Raw genomic sequence first — 15339 nt, 5'->3', positions numbered from 1 at the left:
CGAGAAGGTTATTTTTAGAAAAGAATGGGCTTGAAGTCTAGTGAATAAGGCTTCTACACAAGAAAAAAGAGTATCTGATGTTGGATCAGACACTCCTTTCTTTTGCCTTGGACTGTGAGCGGACTGCCCATAAAAATAATGCGCCAAATAGAAAAATTCCGGCGGTGACATAAAAGACAGCTGGAATCCCGTAATGACTCGCCACAATGCCGCCAATCACCGGACCGACAACATTCCCAAGAAAGCGGAAGCTGACATTGTATCCAAGCACTTCCCCTTGCATAGAGGCAGGTGCTTTGATCCGAATATACGCCGTCGTACACGGAATAATCCCGCCAAGTGCCATCCCGTATAGAAAGCGGAAAAGTACTAACATCGCATAGGAATCCGCCATTGCTTGCGGGATGAATAAAATAGAGGAGAGGATGAGAAGGGCAAGCAGCACCTTGTCGTGACCAATTCGATCTCCGAGATCTCCCCATTTTCGTGTAAAGAGCAGGTTGCCAAGTCCAGTTGCAGAGAACGCAAGACCTGCATAAAATGCGAGATTAACAGGACCGTGTAAATCATGAATGTATAAAGCCAAAAGTGGCTGAATGCTAAAGTTCCCTACTTGTGTAATAAACGTTAAAAGCATCGTGACGACAAGCAAAGGCTGTTTGAAAATATGAACGAGCACATCCTTCCGTGAGTAAGAAACGCGCCTCGCTTCTTTTGAACGGATGGGATGTTCTTTCACTCCGAAAATAATCACAATTGCTGACGCATAAATGACAGCCGCTGTGAGGAAAAACGTATAAATAAATCCGACGCTGTCTGCCATGAATCCGCCCATTAATGGACCAAACAATCCTCCGGCAACATTACTCATCTGCATCGTACCAAGGGTTTTACCAGCAGTTGCCTTTTCCGTCTGTGCAGAGATGAGTGCCATTGAAGTCGAGATAAAGCCTGTGACAAGCCCCATGAAGAGCCGCAGGGCGAATAGCTGATAAACGGTTTGCACAAGCCCCATTAATAGAATACTTGTTGCAATCCCAATCCCGTTAATGAGCAAAATCTTTTTATAGCCATGCCGGTCTCCAATCCGTCCCCAAATCGGAGAAATCAGAAAGGCCGTTAAAAATGTGACGCCAAAGACATAGCCGCTCCATCTTTGGACAAATTCATTTGAATAACTGCTATCAAGAGATTCTATGTAAAGTGATAAAAAAGGGACGATCATTGTAATGCTGGCAGATACAAAAAAGTTCACAAACCACATGATGTATAAGTTTTTCTTCCTGTTTGTGATAGAGACCACCTTCTTTATTTATTTCGTGTTCCTTAATAATTATAAAGGAAAATAAACGATCTTTCATCTGATGGATAGGTTGGGCATAGTGAATCTGCATTATTTTCAAGAAAATGAAGTGATTTCAAGGTCCGTCTTAATATAATGGTATCAGAATGAAAAACTGACGAAAAAGTGAGGTGAGACTGGTGGAACAGAAGACGGTGCTTGTGGTCGATTTTGAATTTACGATGCCTGATGGAAAGTATCATCCGCAAAATTTTTTTCCTGAAATTATTGAAGCTGGGGTAGTGAAAGCGGCAAGTGAAACGATCATAGACACGTTCTCTAGCTACGTCAAACCGAAAAAGTTCCCGAAGCTGACGAAGCGCTGTAAATCGTTCCTCGGCATTACGCAGCAGGATGTAGAGAGCGGGATTTCCTTTGAGGCATTTATCGAGAAGCTTGTGTCGCTTGATGGCGGAGAGGATTGTGAGATTATTACATGGGGCAATATGGACATGAAAGTGCTGAAGCAAAACTGTATGCTCAATCACATTGCCTTTCCTTTTAAGGGGAAGCTGAGGGACCTTGCCTTTGAATATAAAACTTTTTTTGGTGATCGCACACTGACAGGGCTTCGGAAAGCGGCAAAGGAATACGGCAGTGAAGGAGCTGGTAAGCATCATAAGGCACTAGATGATGCCATGACGACTTATCAGCTGTTAACCCTTTTTGAAAAAGACAGAGCCTATGTGGAAAATCCGCAAACAACCAAAATTGGTGAGCTGATTGATTTCTCACACTTTTTTGATTCGGCTGATTAGCGGGCGTCTTCTGGAAAATAATCTTTTTCGAGAGAAGATAGGCATGCTCTTGATTTTTCAGCCCATTTTGAATCATCCGCATGGAGCGCTTGTTTTAATTTTTCTACAGCTTCTTTTAGTGATACTTGATAATCTGGTATAACGCCATCATAAGGCTTCACCATATGATGAGGGATATTCGTCTGTTCACGATAGGCCAAAGCCCGTCTTTCTTGGAAAAAAGGCACGTCTGCTTCTTTTGGGTGATGCAGGTCGCCTTGAGTGGGATGTGTCAGAACGGCTTTTACTTGAACGAGATAGGCCGATGGTTTCACTGCTGTCACTTCCCCAACGTAAACACCTGTTTTATAAAATCCTTTCACAACTTGTCCAATTTGAATGTCTGTCATGTGAAATTCCTCCATTTCCTTCTCGTAGGAAGGTATTTCATTTCTTTTAGCCAATATAGTGAAGTAAACGAGCAAAAGGGGGAATGGCGAATGCTGTCGTTCATCGCACTCTTTCTACTGTATTTTCCTGAAGATAAAAGGGAGTACATCCCAGCGGCAATCACCACGGTGATTTTCTTTATGGCTGCATTTATTTGCTTTCGTCTGATCGTTCGTGCGTCTAAGAAGCAGGAGCGGATAGATGAAAAAAAGACAAAAAAAATGGAGTGATCATTTTCGTCTTGTATCTTCAGGAAACTTCACGGTAACGGTTGTACCAGACTGAAGCGAGCTTTTGAAACGAATGGTGCCATGGTGATTTTCAATGATAGAAAATGTCACGGTCAGCCCAAGTCCAGTCCCTTTATTTTTCAAGGTGTAATAGGGTTCGCCAAGCTTTTTCATTTGGCTTTCTGTCATTCCTACACCGTTATCTACGAAATAAATGCATATTTTATGATTTTCTTTTGAAGCAAAAAGTTCAATTTTCCCTTCGTGTTCTGGGGCTGCTTCAATCGCATTTTTGATTAAATTAATCATGACTTGCTTGATCTTCGTTTCATCACCTTGAATGTATAAGTCTGGTTCAATGGATTGATGAATCGTGACCGATTTGAAATTCGCATAGGATGTCATCAGTGATGCACATTCCTCGAGTAATTTAGATAGGTTGAGAGATTCAATTTGATAATAATTTTGTTTCGCAATGTCAAGATAACTCGTAATAATATCCTGCGCCCTGTCTAACTCGGAAAGAACGAGATTTTTATAATCTTTATTGGTTGACGTCTCTTTTGTATTGTCACTAGAAAAGAGCAATTGGATAAAGCCTCTCACCACTGTCAGCGGATTGCGTACTTCATGGGCAACGCTTGCAGCGAGTTCACTTACAATGGTCAGCTTTTCTGATTGGACGAGCTGTGTTCTCATTTGCGCATTTTCTTTCACGAATTCAATGGAATAGATACTTAGCACGAGAAAGAATATGTAGTAAAGAGTTGAGAAAAATAACTCAAGTAACTTCTGCTGCATAATAAAGGCCGGGCTGTATTCCATTAAGCTGACCGCAAATAGTCCAATGTAAATAAAGAATCCTTTGGATAAACCGATAAGCACTCCATACATCAGCTTTTTCAGCTTCGAATATTGACGCCATTTCCGGTAGAACAGAAATGGGATGAAAAAGTAAATCGGTACGACAATGAGTCCAACCCATAAAAAAGAGCCATACATCACGAATTTGACCATGGAACTTATCAAGATGGCGACGATCCCAGCTGTGTAGCCTCCGTATAAAATGGCAAGTACAAGAGGGATGGATTGAAGGCCAGTCTGCAAGTCTAAAATCGAACCAACTGGATACATAATACATAGTGCTGAAGAGATGGATGCGAATACTGTGATGAGCAGTTTATTCGTTTTTGGGAAATGAGCAGGGGTCCGGCTTAGCCATAGCGCATGATATAAAAAGATTGGAAATAGAATAAAAGATACATGGAGCAGAAAATCCTTGAACATTTCCATTTAAATGCTCTCCTCGTAAATAATAGTAATTCCTCTCATTATATCATTTCATGTACAAAGTAGATATGATAAAAGGAGGGTTTTTTTCTTTAAAAAGAACACCCGTGAGGATGTTCTTTCGATCATATAGGCCTTATTCAGATGATTGCGTAAACGCTTGATGAAGGCGTTTCAATCCTTCTTTGACTGTTGAAGCAGGACAGCCGAGATTCATCCGAATAAAGCCATCTCCTTCGAGTCCGTACACGTGACCAAGCTCTAGGATCACTTTGCCCCTTTTTAGCAAATTGCGTTTCAATTCCGCTTGACTGAATTGATAATCCCGAATGTCTAGCCATAATAAATAAGAAGCATCTGGTTTCATATAACGCATGTTTGGAAGATGTTCGTCCATATAGTCCATTGCCATTTTCATATTGTTTTCGAGATAAAGAACAAGTGCATCAAGCCACTCATCCCCATGGCGGTAGGCTGCTTCCATCGCAGGGATCGCAAATGCATTCAGTTTGGCCAGTCCATTTCTTTGCATTTCATTGTTGAAAAGGGTTCTTTTTTCTTCATCGGAAATGATAATGGCAGATGCTTGGAGGCCAGCTAAATTAAATGTTTTACTTGGTGCAATGCACGTCACTGTGATATGTGCTATGTCGTCAGAAAGACTAGCAAATGGCACATGCGGCTTTCCGTATAGCATCAAATCAGAATGAATCTCATCTGAAACGACTGTGACACCGTGCTTGATACAGAGGTCTCCTACTCGCTTTAACTCTTCTTTTGACCACGCTCTTCCGGACGGATTATGCGGATGACAGAGGAACATGAGCTTCGCTTCTGGTCTGCTTAATTTTTTCTCTAAATCATCAAAATCCATGACATAGCGGTTGTTTTCTATTTTTAAAGGATTGGTTGAGACTGTTCGTCCATTTCGTTCAATCATTTGATAAAAAGGAGTATACACAGGGGACTGTATGACGACTTCGTCACTTGGTTCTGTATAGGCTTGGACTGCAAAACTAAGTGCCGTGACAATCCCAGGCGTGAAGGTGACAGCTTCTGTCTGGATCGACCATCCATGCCTTCTTTTGAGCCATTCAGCTACTGCCTGCTGCGTATCCTGATCTTGAAAAGCATAGCCAAATACACCGTGATCCAATCGCTTTTTTAATGCATCAAGGACGACCTGCGGCGCTTTAAAATCCATATCGGCTACCCACATTGGCAGCGCATCTGTTGTAAGGAATAAAGACTCTGCTTGATCCCATTTCACTGATTTTGAACCTTTACGTATGATCTGTTCGTCGAAATTCATGAAACCCACCTCTAGCCGTTTTTCAACCATTGTTGGTTGTGCTAAAATAAACATCACAAAATTTATTATAAGCGGTGATACCGATGAAAGATAGTCAAGCTGTAGAAGAGATGATTCAACTCATTAAGGCATGGGACCCTTTTCAATATGGGGAGGACTTTTATGAAACGGAGCCTGCTGACGTCATCAGTGCATTATACGACGCAGAAGACTCTTTATCTTTAGCAAAAGACATTCAAGCCATTTATCATCACTCATTTGAGCAGTTCCTGCCTTTTGAGAGCTGTCAACATATAGCGAATCAGCTTTTCGTCATACGAGACAGCAGCTCCTGCACACGCTAAGACAGGCTGAAATGTCCGATTTGATCAGACACAAAGACCGGATTTTCCTCAGGAACGAGGTGCCCGGTTTTTTTTAATGCGTGCAAGGTCGAGTTTGGCAGATCCTTGTGCAGCCTCTCTCCTATTTGGATGGGAACGATTCGATCTTCCTCACCCCAAATGAGCAGCACGGGTGTCTCCATTTTCTTTAGGACATCCGAGGTCAAATCCCCTTCCCGGTGCCGAATCAAGCGGAAAATCCCTCGGAAAATTTGATCATCAGAAAAAGGCTTTAAATATCCATCCACCATCTCTTGATCAATGATGGAATGATCATGCACAACAGCCGTTAAATTTTTCATGATGCCTTGCTTCAAGAGCTTTCTTTTAAGATAGAGATAAAAATAAGGAATATATGTGCTGTAAACAACTGATCTCTTTGATTTATTTAAATATCCTGAGCTGCACAAAAGGACCGCCTTTTCAAATAGGTCTGGCCGTTCAGATGCGGCATATAAAGCAATTTGGCCGCCCATCGAATGACCCACAAGGATCGCATGCTGAATCTGTAAGTAACCAGCTAGCTCGATAATGATCTTTGCCATGTTGCGATAGCTGTAAATAAACGTATTCGACTTCTCGGAATGTCCAAATGGCGGCAGATCGATCGCGATTAAATTGAAGTCTTGTTTCAGAAGCGGGATGAGCTTTCGATAGCTGAAGGTAGAAGAGAAAAGACCATGAATTAAGATCAATGTTTTCTTCCCCTGATTTGGATAGTGCTCGTAATAGATGTCTAAACCGAATTTACTTTTCATATAAGCTGGCTGAACAATGTCCATACTCATCACTCCGATACTTGATACTCTCTCTGTTAGGTGACTGTATTGTACCCTAAAAAGTGGATTTTAAGCTATGGTTAGCATCTTTTCCCTGCTTAGCATAATGGGAAAAACGTGCTATAATGTTCAGAAGATTTTTTAAAACTAGCTTTTTACAATCTGAGGTGTGAAATCAAATGAAACTAACAGAAAAAGAAACTGAAATATTAGAGATTTTAGATGAAAACAGCCGTGCCGATTTAAATACAATTGCAAAAATGGCAGGCGTGACAACAGAAGAAGCAGAAGCGATTATTCAAAAACTTGAAGATCAAAAAGTCATTATTGATTACTCAACCATGATTGACTGGCGTAAAGTAGATGGTCACGAAGGCGTCACAGCAATGATTGATGTCAAAGTGACACCAAAAAGAGGCGTCGGATTTGATGAAATTGCTGAACGAATTTACCGCTTTCAGGAAGTGGAGTCTGTCTATCTCATGTCAGGTGTTTACGATTTATCTGTTGTGATCCGCGGAAGATCAATGTCTGATATTGCCCGCTTCGTGTCTGAAAAATTATCGACACTTGATTCCGTTGTTTCAACAACTACCCACTTTATTTTGAAGAGATATAAACATGATGGGAAAGTGTTTGAAACAGGAGACGATGACAAAAGAATCGTGGTGTCACCTTAAATGAAAAAGTCTTATTTATCTGAAACGGTGCAAAGCATTCAGCCGTCAGGTATTCGGAAATTCTTTGATTTGGCAGCCACAATGGAAGGGGTCATTTCCCTTGGTGTTGGCGAGCCAGATTTCGTGACAGCTTGGAATGTCAGAGAAGCAAGTATTATGTCATTAGAACAAGGGCTTACCTCTTATACGGCGAATGCAGGGTTATTATCTTTGCGAAAAGAATTGAGCAACTATTTATATAAGCGGTTTTACATTGACTACAGTCCTGAAGAAGAACTGATTATCACAGTTGGCGGAAGCCAGGCACTTGATTTGGCGTTTCGTGCGATTTTAAACAGCGGGGATGAAGTGATCATTCCAGAGCCTTGTTTCGTAGCATATGGGGCCCTTACGACACTTGCGGGCGGAGTACCTGTTTATTTAAGTACATCGGCTGAAAAAGATTTCAAAGCAGATTCTGCGGATCTTCGCACGAAGCTGACGCCTAAGACAAAAGCGATCCTGCTTTGCTCACCATCAAATCCAACTGGCTCAGTCTATTCAAAGGAAGAGCTTGAAGATATTGCTCAATTTGCAAAAGAGCATGACCTTCTCATTATCACGGATGAGATTTACGCAGAGCTGACGTACGATGAAGCTTTTACAAGTGTGGCGGCAATTCAAGATATGAAGGAAAGAACGATCCTCATTTCAGGCTTTTCAAAAGGGTTTGCTATGACTGGCTGGCGCTTAGGATATGTGGCAGCACCACCTGTACTGCGCGATGCCATGCTGAAAATACACCAATATTCTATGATGTGCGCACCCTCTATGGCACAATATGCAGCAGAAGAAGCCTTGAAAAATGGGCTTGAAGATGTAGAGAAAATGAAGAAAAGCTACAGAAGGCGGCGAAATTTGTTTGTCGGCTCTTTGAATGAACTGGGGCTCACATGTCACCAGCCAAACGGCGCATTTTACGCTTTCCCGTCCATTAAAACGACGGGCATGACGTCAGAACAATTTGCTGAGGAGCTGCTCCTAAGTGAAAAAGTAGCCGTAGTCCCTGGTAATGTCTTCGGACCGAGTGGTGAAGGTCATATTCGTTGTTCATATGCTTCGTCTCTTGACCATCTTCAGGAATCACTTTCAAGAATCCAGCGCTTTTTGCAGGAACGACAAGTGAAAGAAGAAGCACCTGCCATCATCAAATAAAAAAAAGGCATCAATCCATTAGGACTCATGCCTCTCAAATTAGGGGGGAATACTAGAAAGCATTCTTGTTTTCAGGTATTCCCCCTTTTGAACTGATCTAAACCCAATTAAAAAATATTTTGCGTAAAAGACCGTTCTGTGATATAGTTTTTAATTGCGTATAAACGAATATTAAAACATTTATTTAGGAGTTGTTATCATGGCGACAAAGTTTGAAGTAGGCAGTGTTTACACTGGTAAAGTAACAGGATTACAAGCGTATGGTGCGTTTGTTGCATTAGATGAAGAAACTCAAGGACTTGTGCATATTTCTGAAGTAACACATGGTTTCGTAAAAGACATCAACGAGCATCTTTCAATTGGTGACGAAGTTCAAGTGAAAGTTCTTTCTGTTGATGAAAAAGCTGGTAAAATCAGCCTTTCTATCCGTGCTACACAAGAAGCACCTGAAAGAAAAGAAAGCAAACCAAAGAAACAAAGACCACAGCAAGTGAAAGAAGAAGCTGCTACACCACAAGGTTTCAATACGCTTAAAGATAAACTTGAAGAGTGGATTGAGCAGTCTAACCGTAAAGACTTAATCAAGAAATAAAAAAAGCACCGCTTCAAACGGTGCCTTTGGCTGCCTCGTATAGGCGGCCTTTTTTATGTCTTTTTGTTTAGCGAACCTCTGGATTCGGCTCGTCACGGCGAACAGCTTCTTCGCTTGGCTTGAACAATAGACCAAGGTTAACAAGACCTGCAATTCCAACAAGACCATAAATAATACGTGATAATGCAGAGCCTTGTCCGCCAAAGATCGCTGCTACTAAGTCAAATTGAAAAAAGCCGATTAGTCCCCAGTTAATAGCACCGATAATCGTGAGCACGAGGGCAATACGCTGAATAGCACTCATCGTGATTCCTCCTTTCGCTACAGCATCAATACATTTATATTTTGCAGATTTTTAGCCAAACTATGCGTAAGAAAATGGATTAAAGCAAATTACTTTACTTTTGGAATGATTGAGGCGCATAATGTAGCGCGAGGAGGAGATCAAATGGATCGATTTACTTATTGGAACCCAACGAAATTAATATTTGGAAAGGGAGAAGTTTCAGCCCTTTCAGATGAACTCAAACACTACGGAAAAAACGTATTACTTGTATATGGTGGAGGCAGTATTAAACGAAACGGCCTTTATGACCAAGTTGTCAGCATCCTAAAAGAATCAGGAGCTGCAATCACTGAACTTGCTGGTGTTGAGCCAAACCCGCGCTTAACAACGGTAAGAAAAGGGGTTGAGCTTTGCAAAGAGAACAACGTTGACTTTATTTTGGCAGTTGGTGGCGGCAGTGTTATTGATGCAACGAAAGCGATCGCAGCCGGAGCCAAGTACGATGGAGATGCTTGGGATATCGTGACGCGTAAGCATGTCCCAATGGAAGCAATTCCGTTCGGTACGGTGTTAACCCTTGCTGCAACAGGTTCTGAAATGAACTCTGGATCAGTGATCACAAACTGGGAAACAAATGAGAAATATGGCTGGGGAAGTCCAGCAGTTTTCCCTAAATTCTCTATTCTTGATCCAGTGAACACATTCACTGTACCAAAAAACCATACGATTTATGGCATGGTTGATATGATGTCTCACGTGTTCGAACAATATTTCCATCACACGGAAAATACACCTTACCAAGACCGGATGTGTGAAGGGCTTCTTCGTACAGTCATTGAAACAGCACCGAAGCTGATTGGCGATCTAGAGAACTATGAGCTGCGTGAAACGATCTTATTCACTGGGACCATTGCGCTCAATGGTATGCTGTCAATGGGAGCACGCGGTGACTGGGCATCTCACAACATCGAGCATGCGGTATCTGCTGTCTATGATATCCCTCATGCAGGCGGACTTGCGATCTTGTTCCCGAACTGGATGAAGCATGTCATTCAGGAAAACCCAGGCCGCTTTAAACAATTAGCAGTACGCGTATTTGATGTGGATCCTGCGGGCAGAACAGACGAAGAAGTCGGCTTAGAAGGAATCGACAAATTGTCAGCTTTCTGGACAAGCCTTGGCGCACCGAACCGTTTAGCGGACTATGATATCAACGATGAGAAAATTGATTTAATCGCAGATCGTGCAATGGCACGCGGTGAATTTGGTCAATTTAAAAAGCTAAACAAAGAAGATGTTCTAGCTATTTTGAATGCTTCTTTATAATCAAACAATGAAAAGATAATTGCTTTCGAGCAGTTATCTTTTTTTGAGTTCGACGTGTACATATGTTAAAGTAGTCTTTCATGTTTTTGGATATATACGCTGTAAGGAGATGTATCAACAGATGGAAAATTTTATTTATTATAATCCAACGAAATTAATGTTTGGAAAAGGACAACTAGACGGACTAAAAAGCGAACTCGCTCGTTATGGAAAACGAGTGTTACTTGTATATGGTGGAGGCAGCATTAAGAAAAATGGTCTTTATGATAATGTGATCAGCGCGTTAAATGAAGCAGAAGCTGACGTATTTGAGTTGTCAGGTGTTGAACCAAACCCGCGCCTCACCACAGTGAAAAAAGGAATCGACATCTGCCAAAATGAAAAAATTGATTTCTTATTAGCTGTTGGCGGCGGCAGTGTGATCGACTGTACAAAAGCGATTGCAGCCGGAGCGGAATATGACGGAGATGTGTGGGACATTATCTCAAAGAAAACAACCGCTCAAAAAGCATTGCCGTTTGGCACAGTGCTCACACTTGCGGCAACTGGTTCAGAAATGAATCCAGACTCTGTCATCACAAACTGGGAAACAAATGAAAAATATGTGTGGGGCAGTTCAGTCACTCATCCTGCTTTTTCAATTTTAGACCCTGAGCATACTTATTCAGTGCCAGAAAACCAGACGGTGTACGGCATGGTCGATATGATGAGCCACGTCTTCGAACAATACTTCCATAATGTCAAAAACACGCCTTTACAGGATCGAATGTGTTTTGCTGTTCTTCAAACAGTCATCGAGACAGCACCAAAACTGCTTGAAGACTTACAAAACTATGAGCACCGTGAAACGATCCTTTACGCAGGAACGATCGCTTTAAATGGCACGCTGCAAATGGGTTACTTTGGCGACTGGGCGTCCCATACGATTGAGCATGCAGTATCGGCTGTCTATGACATTCCGCATGCAGGCGGACTTGCGATCCTCTTCCCAAATTGGATGCGTCATACACTCGATCACAATGTGGAGCGCTTTAAAAATCTCATGCTGAACATGTTTGACATCGAGACAGAAGGAAAATCTGATCGTGATATCGCATTAGAAGGTATCGACAAGCTGTCAACATTCTGGACAAGCCTCGGTGCACCAAGCCGTCTAGCCGATTATGACATTGGTGAAGATCAGCTGGACAAAATTGCCGACATTGCGGCGAAAGAAATGGAATACGGTGGTTTTGGTAACTTTATGAAACTTGGTCGTGATGACATTCTTTCTATTTTGAAAGCTTCTTTATAATCCTGCTTGCCGTTTCTCTCTATGAGAAACGGCTTTTTGCTATCGGAGTGACGATCACTTGATTTCAATAGCTAGTTCCGCTAAAGTGAAAGGGACAGAACTAACGTAATGGAGGGCTTACAAGCGATGACACATATTCAATTTGACTACTCAAAAGCGTTACCTTTCTTTCAAGAACATGAGCTTACATATTTAAAAGATTTTGTGAAGGTGGCCCATCATAATATTCATGAACAAACGGGTACAGGCAGTGATTATTTAGGCTGGGTTGACTTGCCGAAGCAATATGATCGCGAAGAATTTGCCCGCATTAAAAAAAGTGCAGATAAAATTAAGTCAGACTCTGATGTCTTGCTTGTTGTCGGAATCGGCGGTTCGTATCTCGGCGCACGTGCGGCGATTGAATTTTTGAACCACTCTTTCTATAACACGCTACCAAAAGGCAAACGCAAGACGCCGCAAATCATCTTTATTGGAAACAACATCAGTTCTTCTTATTTAACAGATGTGATGGATCTATTGGTAGACGCAGATTTCTCTATTAACGTCATTTCAAAATCTGGTACAACAACAGAGCCAGCGATTGCGTTCCGCATCTTTAAAAAGCTCCTCATTGAAAAATACGGTGCCGAAGAAGCGAAAAAACGTATTTATGCAACAACTGATAAGGCACGCGGTGCATTGAAGACATTAGCAACAGAAGAAGGCTACGAATCATTTATCATCCCTGATGATGTAGGTGGACGCTATTCAGTCTTAACAGCAGTAGGTCTATTGCCAATCGCTGTGAGCGGTGCAGACATTGATCAGATGATGGAAGGTGCGGCAAAAGCAAGCGAAGACTTCGCTTCATCTGAGCTTTCTGAGAATGCGGCATACCAATATGCTGTCGTCCGTAATGTCCTTTACAATAAAGGCAGAACGATTGAAATGCTGATTAACTATGAGCCAGGACTGCAATACTTTGCAGAATGGTGGAAACAATTATTCGGTGAAAGTGAAGGGAAAGATGAAAAAGGAATCTATCCTTCATCTGCGAACTTCTCAACAGATCTTCATTCACTTGGTCAATATGTTCAAGAAGGAAGAAGAGACTTGTTTGAAACAATCGTTAATGTAGACAAGCCTCGTCATGAGCTTGTCATCGAAGCAGAAGAACAAGACCTTGATGGCTTGAACTATCTAGCAGGAAAAACGGTTGATTTTGTTAATAAAAAAGCATTTGAAGGAACGATGCTTGCTCATACAGATGGAAAAGTACCGAATCTGATCGTCACAATTCCTGAGATGGATGCTTATACATTCGGATATCTCGTTTACTTCTTTGAGAAAGCATGCGCGATGTCTGGATATCTACTAGGCGTCAATCCATTCGACCAGCCTGGCGTAGAAGCTTATAAAGTGAATATGTTTGCTTTATTAGGAAAACCAGGCTTCGAAGAGAAAAAAGCCGAGCTTGAAAGCCGACTGAAACAAACGTAAGAATGGGAAATAAACCTTTTTTAGCGTGATAGAAAACCTTTGCAGCCCTAGGAAGGACGAGTACTGGAGCGGAGCGAATTTGACATTCGTGAGCACCAGCACGCAGGACTGACACCGAATGCGAGGGTTTGTCTACACGCTAAGCACACCTTTGAAGGGTGTGCCTTTTTTATTTTCTCACGGTTCCTGTGCAAGCCTCCTTACGCTCTGTACATAGAATAATGAGTAGAGGAGGGTGAAACATGAGAACGAATCATATTTACATTCACGATATTTCTGGCCAGGCAATCGTCAACTTTGGCAATGTCGGACGCATTTGTCCTATGAGTGCTACGAAGGAAACATCAGGTTCCGTCAGTGCGAACGAGACGAATCAATCATCCAATCAAAACTTATTTGATGCCACTTTTTCAAACAATGTACAAATCACGAGAGATAGATGTATGAATTCTTCTCTTTAACGAAACCTATTAGACAAAAGGAGGGTTTCGTATGATTCATGTACCATCCAGGCTGCCTGGTGAAAGCTTTTCACTTTACCATTTAGAAGAGACGATGAAGCCGCTCGGTTATGTTATTAATGGTAACTGGGATTACGATCACGGATACTTTGATTATAAAATTGATAATCGTGATGGCTATACTTTTCTCAGAGTTCCTTTTACAGCCGAAAAGGGCCAGCTGGATCAGCCAGGCGTTGTGGTGAAACTGGGAGATCCATTTCTCTTAAAGCATGTCTATCAAGATAAGTTAGATGATCATGCGATGGTTGGAAATGTGGGAGCATCCTTTAACCAATTCCAAGAACCAAAAGAGAAAGATGGAGATGTATCAAAAGCTTATATTGAGATTGGCTTTTCGCTCGTCAAGGAATTAGAAGACGCACTGCTTTAAAGGCTGATTAGTTCATCCTCTGGATGAAGCTCATAATCAAAGGGAGGATTCATCATGGGTCCTTCTTTTTTTTGTACACCGACAATGATCACATGATGCTCTAAAAAATGATGGAGCGCTGTTAAGAATGTTTCTCCGGCTAACGAAGCTGGAACCGGTATGATGGTGATCTGTTTATGCAAGGTCATATGTCGTTTTTTCTTTAACGCTTTGAACTGTTCCTTTAAAAGAAAATGCTCGACCATTAAATGATTGACTGCATCAGAGGTATGAATGACTTGATTGGCGCCAGCCCGCTCGGCATTTTTCACGTAACGATCTGTTAAAATTTCAATTAAACAGTATAGAGAAGGGTTTAATCCTTTTGCTGCAAGTAATGTTAAAACACTCTGCATATCAGCTGTCACTTCATTCTCGTGCTGATCTGCGGTAATCATCAGTGCATCTGCACCTGAAATATTGGCTTTGCGAAGTGTGCCATCTTCTGTGCCATGTCCTTTAATAAAATGAACATTCTCTAAAAGCGGCCCTTCCTTCAAGGAGTCATCAATCAGCACAATCGGCATAGCTGGATCAATTGTTTGAAACGACTGAAGCAATTTGTTCGTTTTCTCATTCCAGCCGACGATAATGAGATGTCCTTTTCCTTTAAAGGCGACCTTTCCTTCTACATAATGGTGCTGCTTGCTGAACACAGCGGCGGCAAGTGTGGCGAAATAAGCCGTGACAAAGCTTGCCCCGATCAGAATCAGCGCCATACCTGCGATTTGTCCGGGCATGGTTTGCGGCACAAAATCACCGTAGCCGACCGTCGCGACTGTAATGAGGGCCCACCAGATCCCATCAAAGATCGTATGATACTGCTTCGGTTCAAGTAAAACGATTAATTGTCCAAAAAAAAGAAGCAAGAAACAGATGATGATGGCAATTCGAAGATACAGTGGCCACCTTAGCCAAGCGATAAAGATACGATTTGATTTCATTGGACACTTCCTTTCAGGAAACTGCTAATGTCAGTATGCCCGATTGAGGAAACATTTTTTCATCTTCGTCATGTAGATCCCATAT

General features: G+C 41.9%; 18 protein-coding genes. 11 read left to right on the top strand and 7 right to left on the bottom strand.

Annotation, left to right across the window (positions count from 1 at the left end; genetic code table 11):
* Positions 1–85 precede the first annotated feature (85 nt).
* Positions 86–1264 carry an MFS transporter gene (locus MKY18_RS14495; protein ID WP_044140807.1) on the bottom strand — a complete coding sequence of 393 codons (1179 nt, stop codon included), beginning with the start codon at positions 1262–1264 and terminating at the stop codon, positions 86–88.
* A gap of 218 nt (positions 1265–1482) precedes the next feature.
* Between MKY18_RS14495 and kapD the strand changes: the two genes are divergently transcribed.
* Positions 1483–2100 (top strand): 3'-5' exonuclease KapD, encoded by a 618-nt coding sequence (kapD, locus tag MKY18_RS14490; RefSeq protein WP_003213730.1) that lies wholly within the window; start codon positions 1483–1485, stop codon positions 2098–2100.
* On the opposite strand, the gene MKY18_RS14485 is transcribed toward kapD, so the two are convergent.
* Positions 2097–2489 (bottom strand): kinase-associated lipoprotein B, encoded by a 393-nt coding sequence (locus MKY18_RS14485; RefSeq protein WP_044140805.1) that lies wholly within the window; start codon positions 2487–2489, stop codon positions 2097–2099. The two genes, kapD and MKY18_RS14485, sit on opposite strands and share 4 nt — an antisense overlap.
* A 90-nt stretch (positions 2490–2579) precedes the next feature.
* Here MKY18_RS14485 and MKY18_RS14480 point away from each other — a divergent pair, with 90 nt between their 5' ends.
* Positions 2580–2759: a hypothetical protein gene (locus MKY18_RS14480; protein WP_044140804.1), complete on the top strand. Its 180-nt coding sequence runs from the start codon at positions 2580–2582 to the stop codon at positions 2757–2759.
* Here MKY18_RS14480 and MKY18_RS14475 read toward each other — a convergent pair whose 3' ends face one another.
* Together MKY18_RS14475 and MKY18_RS14470 are read right to left on the bottom strand one after the other, a co-directional pair.
* Positions 2760–4052 (bottom strand): sensor histidine kinase, encoded by a 1293-nt coding sequence (locus tag MKY18_RS14475; RefSeq protein ID WP_044140803.1) that lies wholly within the window; start codon positions 4050–4052, stop codon positions 2760–2762.
* A gap of 133 nt (positions 4053–4185) precedes the next feature.
* Positions 4186–5361, bottom strand: a complete 1176-nt coding sequence (locus tag MKY18_RS14470) for a MalY/PatB family protein (protein WP_217012176.1) — start codon at positions 5359–5361, stop codon at positions 4186–4188.
* An 83-nt stretch (positions 5362–5444) separates the two neighbouring features.
* Between MKY18_RS14470 and MKY18_RS14465 the strand changes: the two genes are divergently transcribed.
* Positions 5445–5705 (top strand): YugE family protein, encoded by a 261-nt coding sequence (locus MKY18_RS14465; protein WP_065099065.1) that lies wholly within the window; start codon positions 5445–5447, stop codon positions 5703–5705.
* On the opposite strand, the gene MKY18_RS14460 is transcribed toward MKY18_RS14465, so the two are convergent.
* On the bottom strand, positions 5702–6526 hold the full coding sequence (locus MKY18_RS14460) for an alpha/beta hydrolase (protein ID WP_342497553.1): 825 nt from the start codon (positions 6524–6526) through the stop codon (positions 5702–5704). The genes MKY18_RS14465 and MKY18_RS14460 overlap by 4 nt on opposite strands.
* Positions 6527–6702: 176 nt before the next feature.
* Between MKY18_RS14460 and MKY18_RS14455 the strand changes: the two genes are divergently transcribed.
* The 3 genes from MKY18_RS14455 (at position 6703) to yugI (ending at position 8989) form a co-directional block, all read left to right on the top strand.
* Positions 6703–7203 (top strand): Lrp/AsnC family transcriptional regulator, encoded by a 501-nt coding sequence (locus tag MKY18_RS14455; protein ID WP_003213765.1) that lies wholly within the window; start codon positions 6703–6705, stop codon positions 7201–7203.
* Positions 7204–8397: an aminotransferase gene (locus tag MKY18_RS14450; protein ID WP_113768022.1), complete on the top strand. Its 1194-nt coding sequence runs from the start codon at positions 7204–7206 to the stop codon at positions 8395–8397. It abuts the gene before it with no gap.
* Positions 8398–8596: 199 nt separating this feature from the next.
* The gene (yugI, locus tag MKY18_RS14445; protein ID WP_003213420.1) at positions 8597–8989 is read left to right on the top strand and encodes a S1 domain-containing post-transcriptional regulator GSP13; all 393 of its coding nucleotides are present in this window, start codon (positions 8597–8599) and stop codon (positions 8987–8989) included.
* 67 nt (positions 8990–9056) lie between these two features.
* Here the strand turns inward: yugI and MKY18_RS14440 are convergent, their stop codons facing one another.
* Positions 9057–9293: a DUF378 domain-containing protein gene (locus MKY18_RS14440; RefSeq protein ID WP_003212952.1), complete on the bottom strand. Its 237-nt coding sequence runs from the start codon at positions 9291–9293 to the stop codon at positions 9057–9059.
* A gap of 144 nt (positions 9294–9437) precedes the next feature.
* Between MKY18_RS14440 and MKY18_RS14435 the strand changes: the two genes are divergently transcribed.
* The 5 genes from MKY18_RS14435 (at position 9438) to MKY18_RS14415 (ending at position 14271) form a co-directional block, all read left to right on the top strand.
* Positions 9438–10601 (top strand): iron-containing alcohol dehydrogenase, encoded by a 1164-nt coding sequence (locus MKY18_RS14435; RefSeq protein WP_185106850.1) that lies wholly within the window; start codon positions 9438–9440, stop codon positions 10599–10601.
* A gap of 121 nt (positions 10602–10722) precedes the next feature.
* The gene (locus tag MKY18_RS14430) at positions 10723–11895 is read left to right on the top strand and encodes an iron-containing alcohol dehydrogenase (RefSeq protein ID WP_065099061.1); all 1173 of its coding nucleotides are present in this window, start codon (positions 10723–10725) and stop codon (positions 11893–11895) included.
* 126 nt (positions 11896–12021) lie between these two features.
* Positions 12022–13377 (top strand): glucose-6-phosphate isomerase, encoded by a 1356-nt coding sequence (locus tag MKY18_RS14425; protein ID WP_342497552.1) that lies wholly within the window; start codon positions 12022–12024, stop codon positions 13375–13377.
* 242 nt (positions 13378–13619) lie between these two features.
* The gene (locus MKY18_RS14420) at positions 13620–13838 is read left to right on the top strand and encodes a spore germination protein (protein ID WP_106067620.1); all 219 of its coding nucleotides are present in this window, start codon (positions 13620–13622) and stop codon (positions 13836–13838) included.
* 31 nt (positions 13839–13869) lie between these two features.
* Positions 13870–14271, top strand: coding sequence for a YugN-like family protein (locus MKY18_RS14415; RefSeq protein WP_342487447.1), 402 nt, complete (start codon positions 13870–13872; stop codon positions 14269–14271).
* Here MKY18_RS14415 and MKY18_RS14410 read toward each other — a convergent pair.
* Positions 14268–15254 carry a potassium channel family protein gene (locus MKY18_RS14410; RefSeq protein ID WP_003213017.1) on the bottom strand — a complete coding sequence of 329 codons (987 nt, stop codon included), beginning with the start codon at positions 15252–15254 and terminating at the stop codon, positions 14268–14270. The two genes, MKY18_RS14415 and MKY18_RS14410, sit on opposite strands and share 4 nt — an antisense overlap.
* Between the last annotated feature and the right edge of the window lie 85 nt (positions 15255–15339).

The sequence above is a fragment of the Bacillus sp. FSL R7-0672 genome (genome assembly GCF_038601465.1).
Taxonomy (GTDB): domain Bacteria; phylum Bacillota; class Bacilli; order Bacillales; family Bacillaceae; genus Bacillus; species Bacillus pumilus.
Note: the sequence above shows the minus strand (reverse complement) of the source record. Positions and strands in the feature narration are given on the sequence as shown.

Excerpts from the sequence above, each read along its gene's own strand:
- MKY18_RS14480 (WP_044140804.1), top strand. The coding sequence starts at position 2,580 with ATGCTGTCGTTCATCGCACTCTTTCTACTGTATTTTCCTGAAGATAAA.
- MKY18_RS14430 (WP_065099061.1), top strand. The coding sequence starts at position 10,723 with ATGGAAAATTTTATTTATTATAATCCAACGAAATTAATGTTTGGAAAA.
- MKY18_RS14485 (WP_044140805.1), bottom strand. The coding sequence starts at position 2,489 with ATGACAGACATTCAAATTGGACAAGTTGTGAAAGGATTTTATAAAACA.
- MKY18_RS14435 (WP_185106850.1), top strand. The coding sequence starts at position 9,438 with ATGGATCGATTTACTTATTGGAACCCAACGAAATTAATATTTGGAAAG.
- MKY18_RS14415 (WP_342487447.1), top strand. The coding sequence starts at position 13,870 with ATGATTCATGTACCATCCAGGCTGCCTGGTGAAAGCTTTTCACTTTAC.
- MKY18_RS14410 (WP_003213017.1), bottom strand. The coding sequence starts at position 15,254 with ATGAAATCAAATCGTATCTTTATCGCTTGGCTAAGGTGGCCACTGTAT.
- MKY18_RS14495 (WP_044140807.1), bottom strand. The coding sequence starts at position 1,264 with ATGTGGTTTGTGAACTTTTTTGTATCTGCCAGCATTACAATGATCGTC.
- MKY18_RS14455 (WP_003213765.1), top strand. The coding sequence starts at position 6,703 with ATGAAACTAACAGAAAAAGAAACTGAAATATTAGAGATTTTAGATGAA.
- yugI (WP_003213420.1), top strand. The coding sequence starts at position 8,597 with ATGGCGACAAAGTTTGAAGTAGGCAGTGTTTACACTGGTAAAGTAACA.
- MKY18_RS14475 (WP_044140803.1), bottom strand. The coding sequence starts at position 4,052 with ATGGAAATGTTCAAGGATTTTCTGCTCCATGTATCTTTTATTCTATTT.
- MKY18_RS14450 (WP_113768022.1), top strand. The coding sequence starts at position 7,204 with ATGAAAAAGTCTTATTTATCTGAAACGGTGCAAAGCATTCAGCCGTCA.
- MKY18_RS14465 (WP_065099065.1), top strand. The coding sequence starts at position 5,445 with ATGAAAGATAGTCAAGCTGTAGAAGAGATGATTCAACTCATTAAGGCA.
- MKY18_RS14470 (WP_217012176.1), bottom strand. The coding sequence starts at position 5,361 with ATGAATTTCGACGAACAGATCATACGTAAAGGTTCAAAATCAGTGAAA.
- MKY18_RS14420 (WP_106067620.1), top strand. The coding sequence starts at position 13,620 with ATGAGAACGAATCATATTTACATTCACGATATTTCTGGCCAGGCAATC.
- MKY18_RS14425 (WP_342497552.1), top strand. The coding sequence starts at position 12,022 with ATGACACATATTCAATTTGACTACTCAAAAGCGTTACCTTTCTTTCAA.
- MKY18_RS14460 (WP_342497553.1), bottom strand. The coding sequence starts at position 6,526 with ATGGACATTGTTCAGCCAGCTTATATGAAAAGTAAATTCGGTTTAGAC.
- MKY18_RS14440 (WP_003212952.1), bottom strand. The coding sequence starts at position 9,293 with ATGAGTGCTATTCAGCGTATTGCCCTCGTGCTCACGATTATCGGTGCT.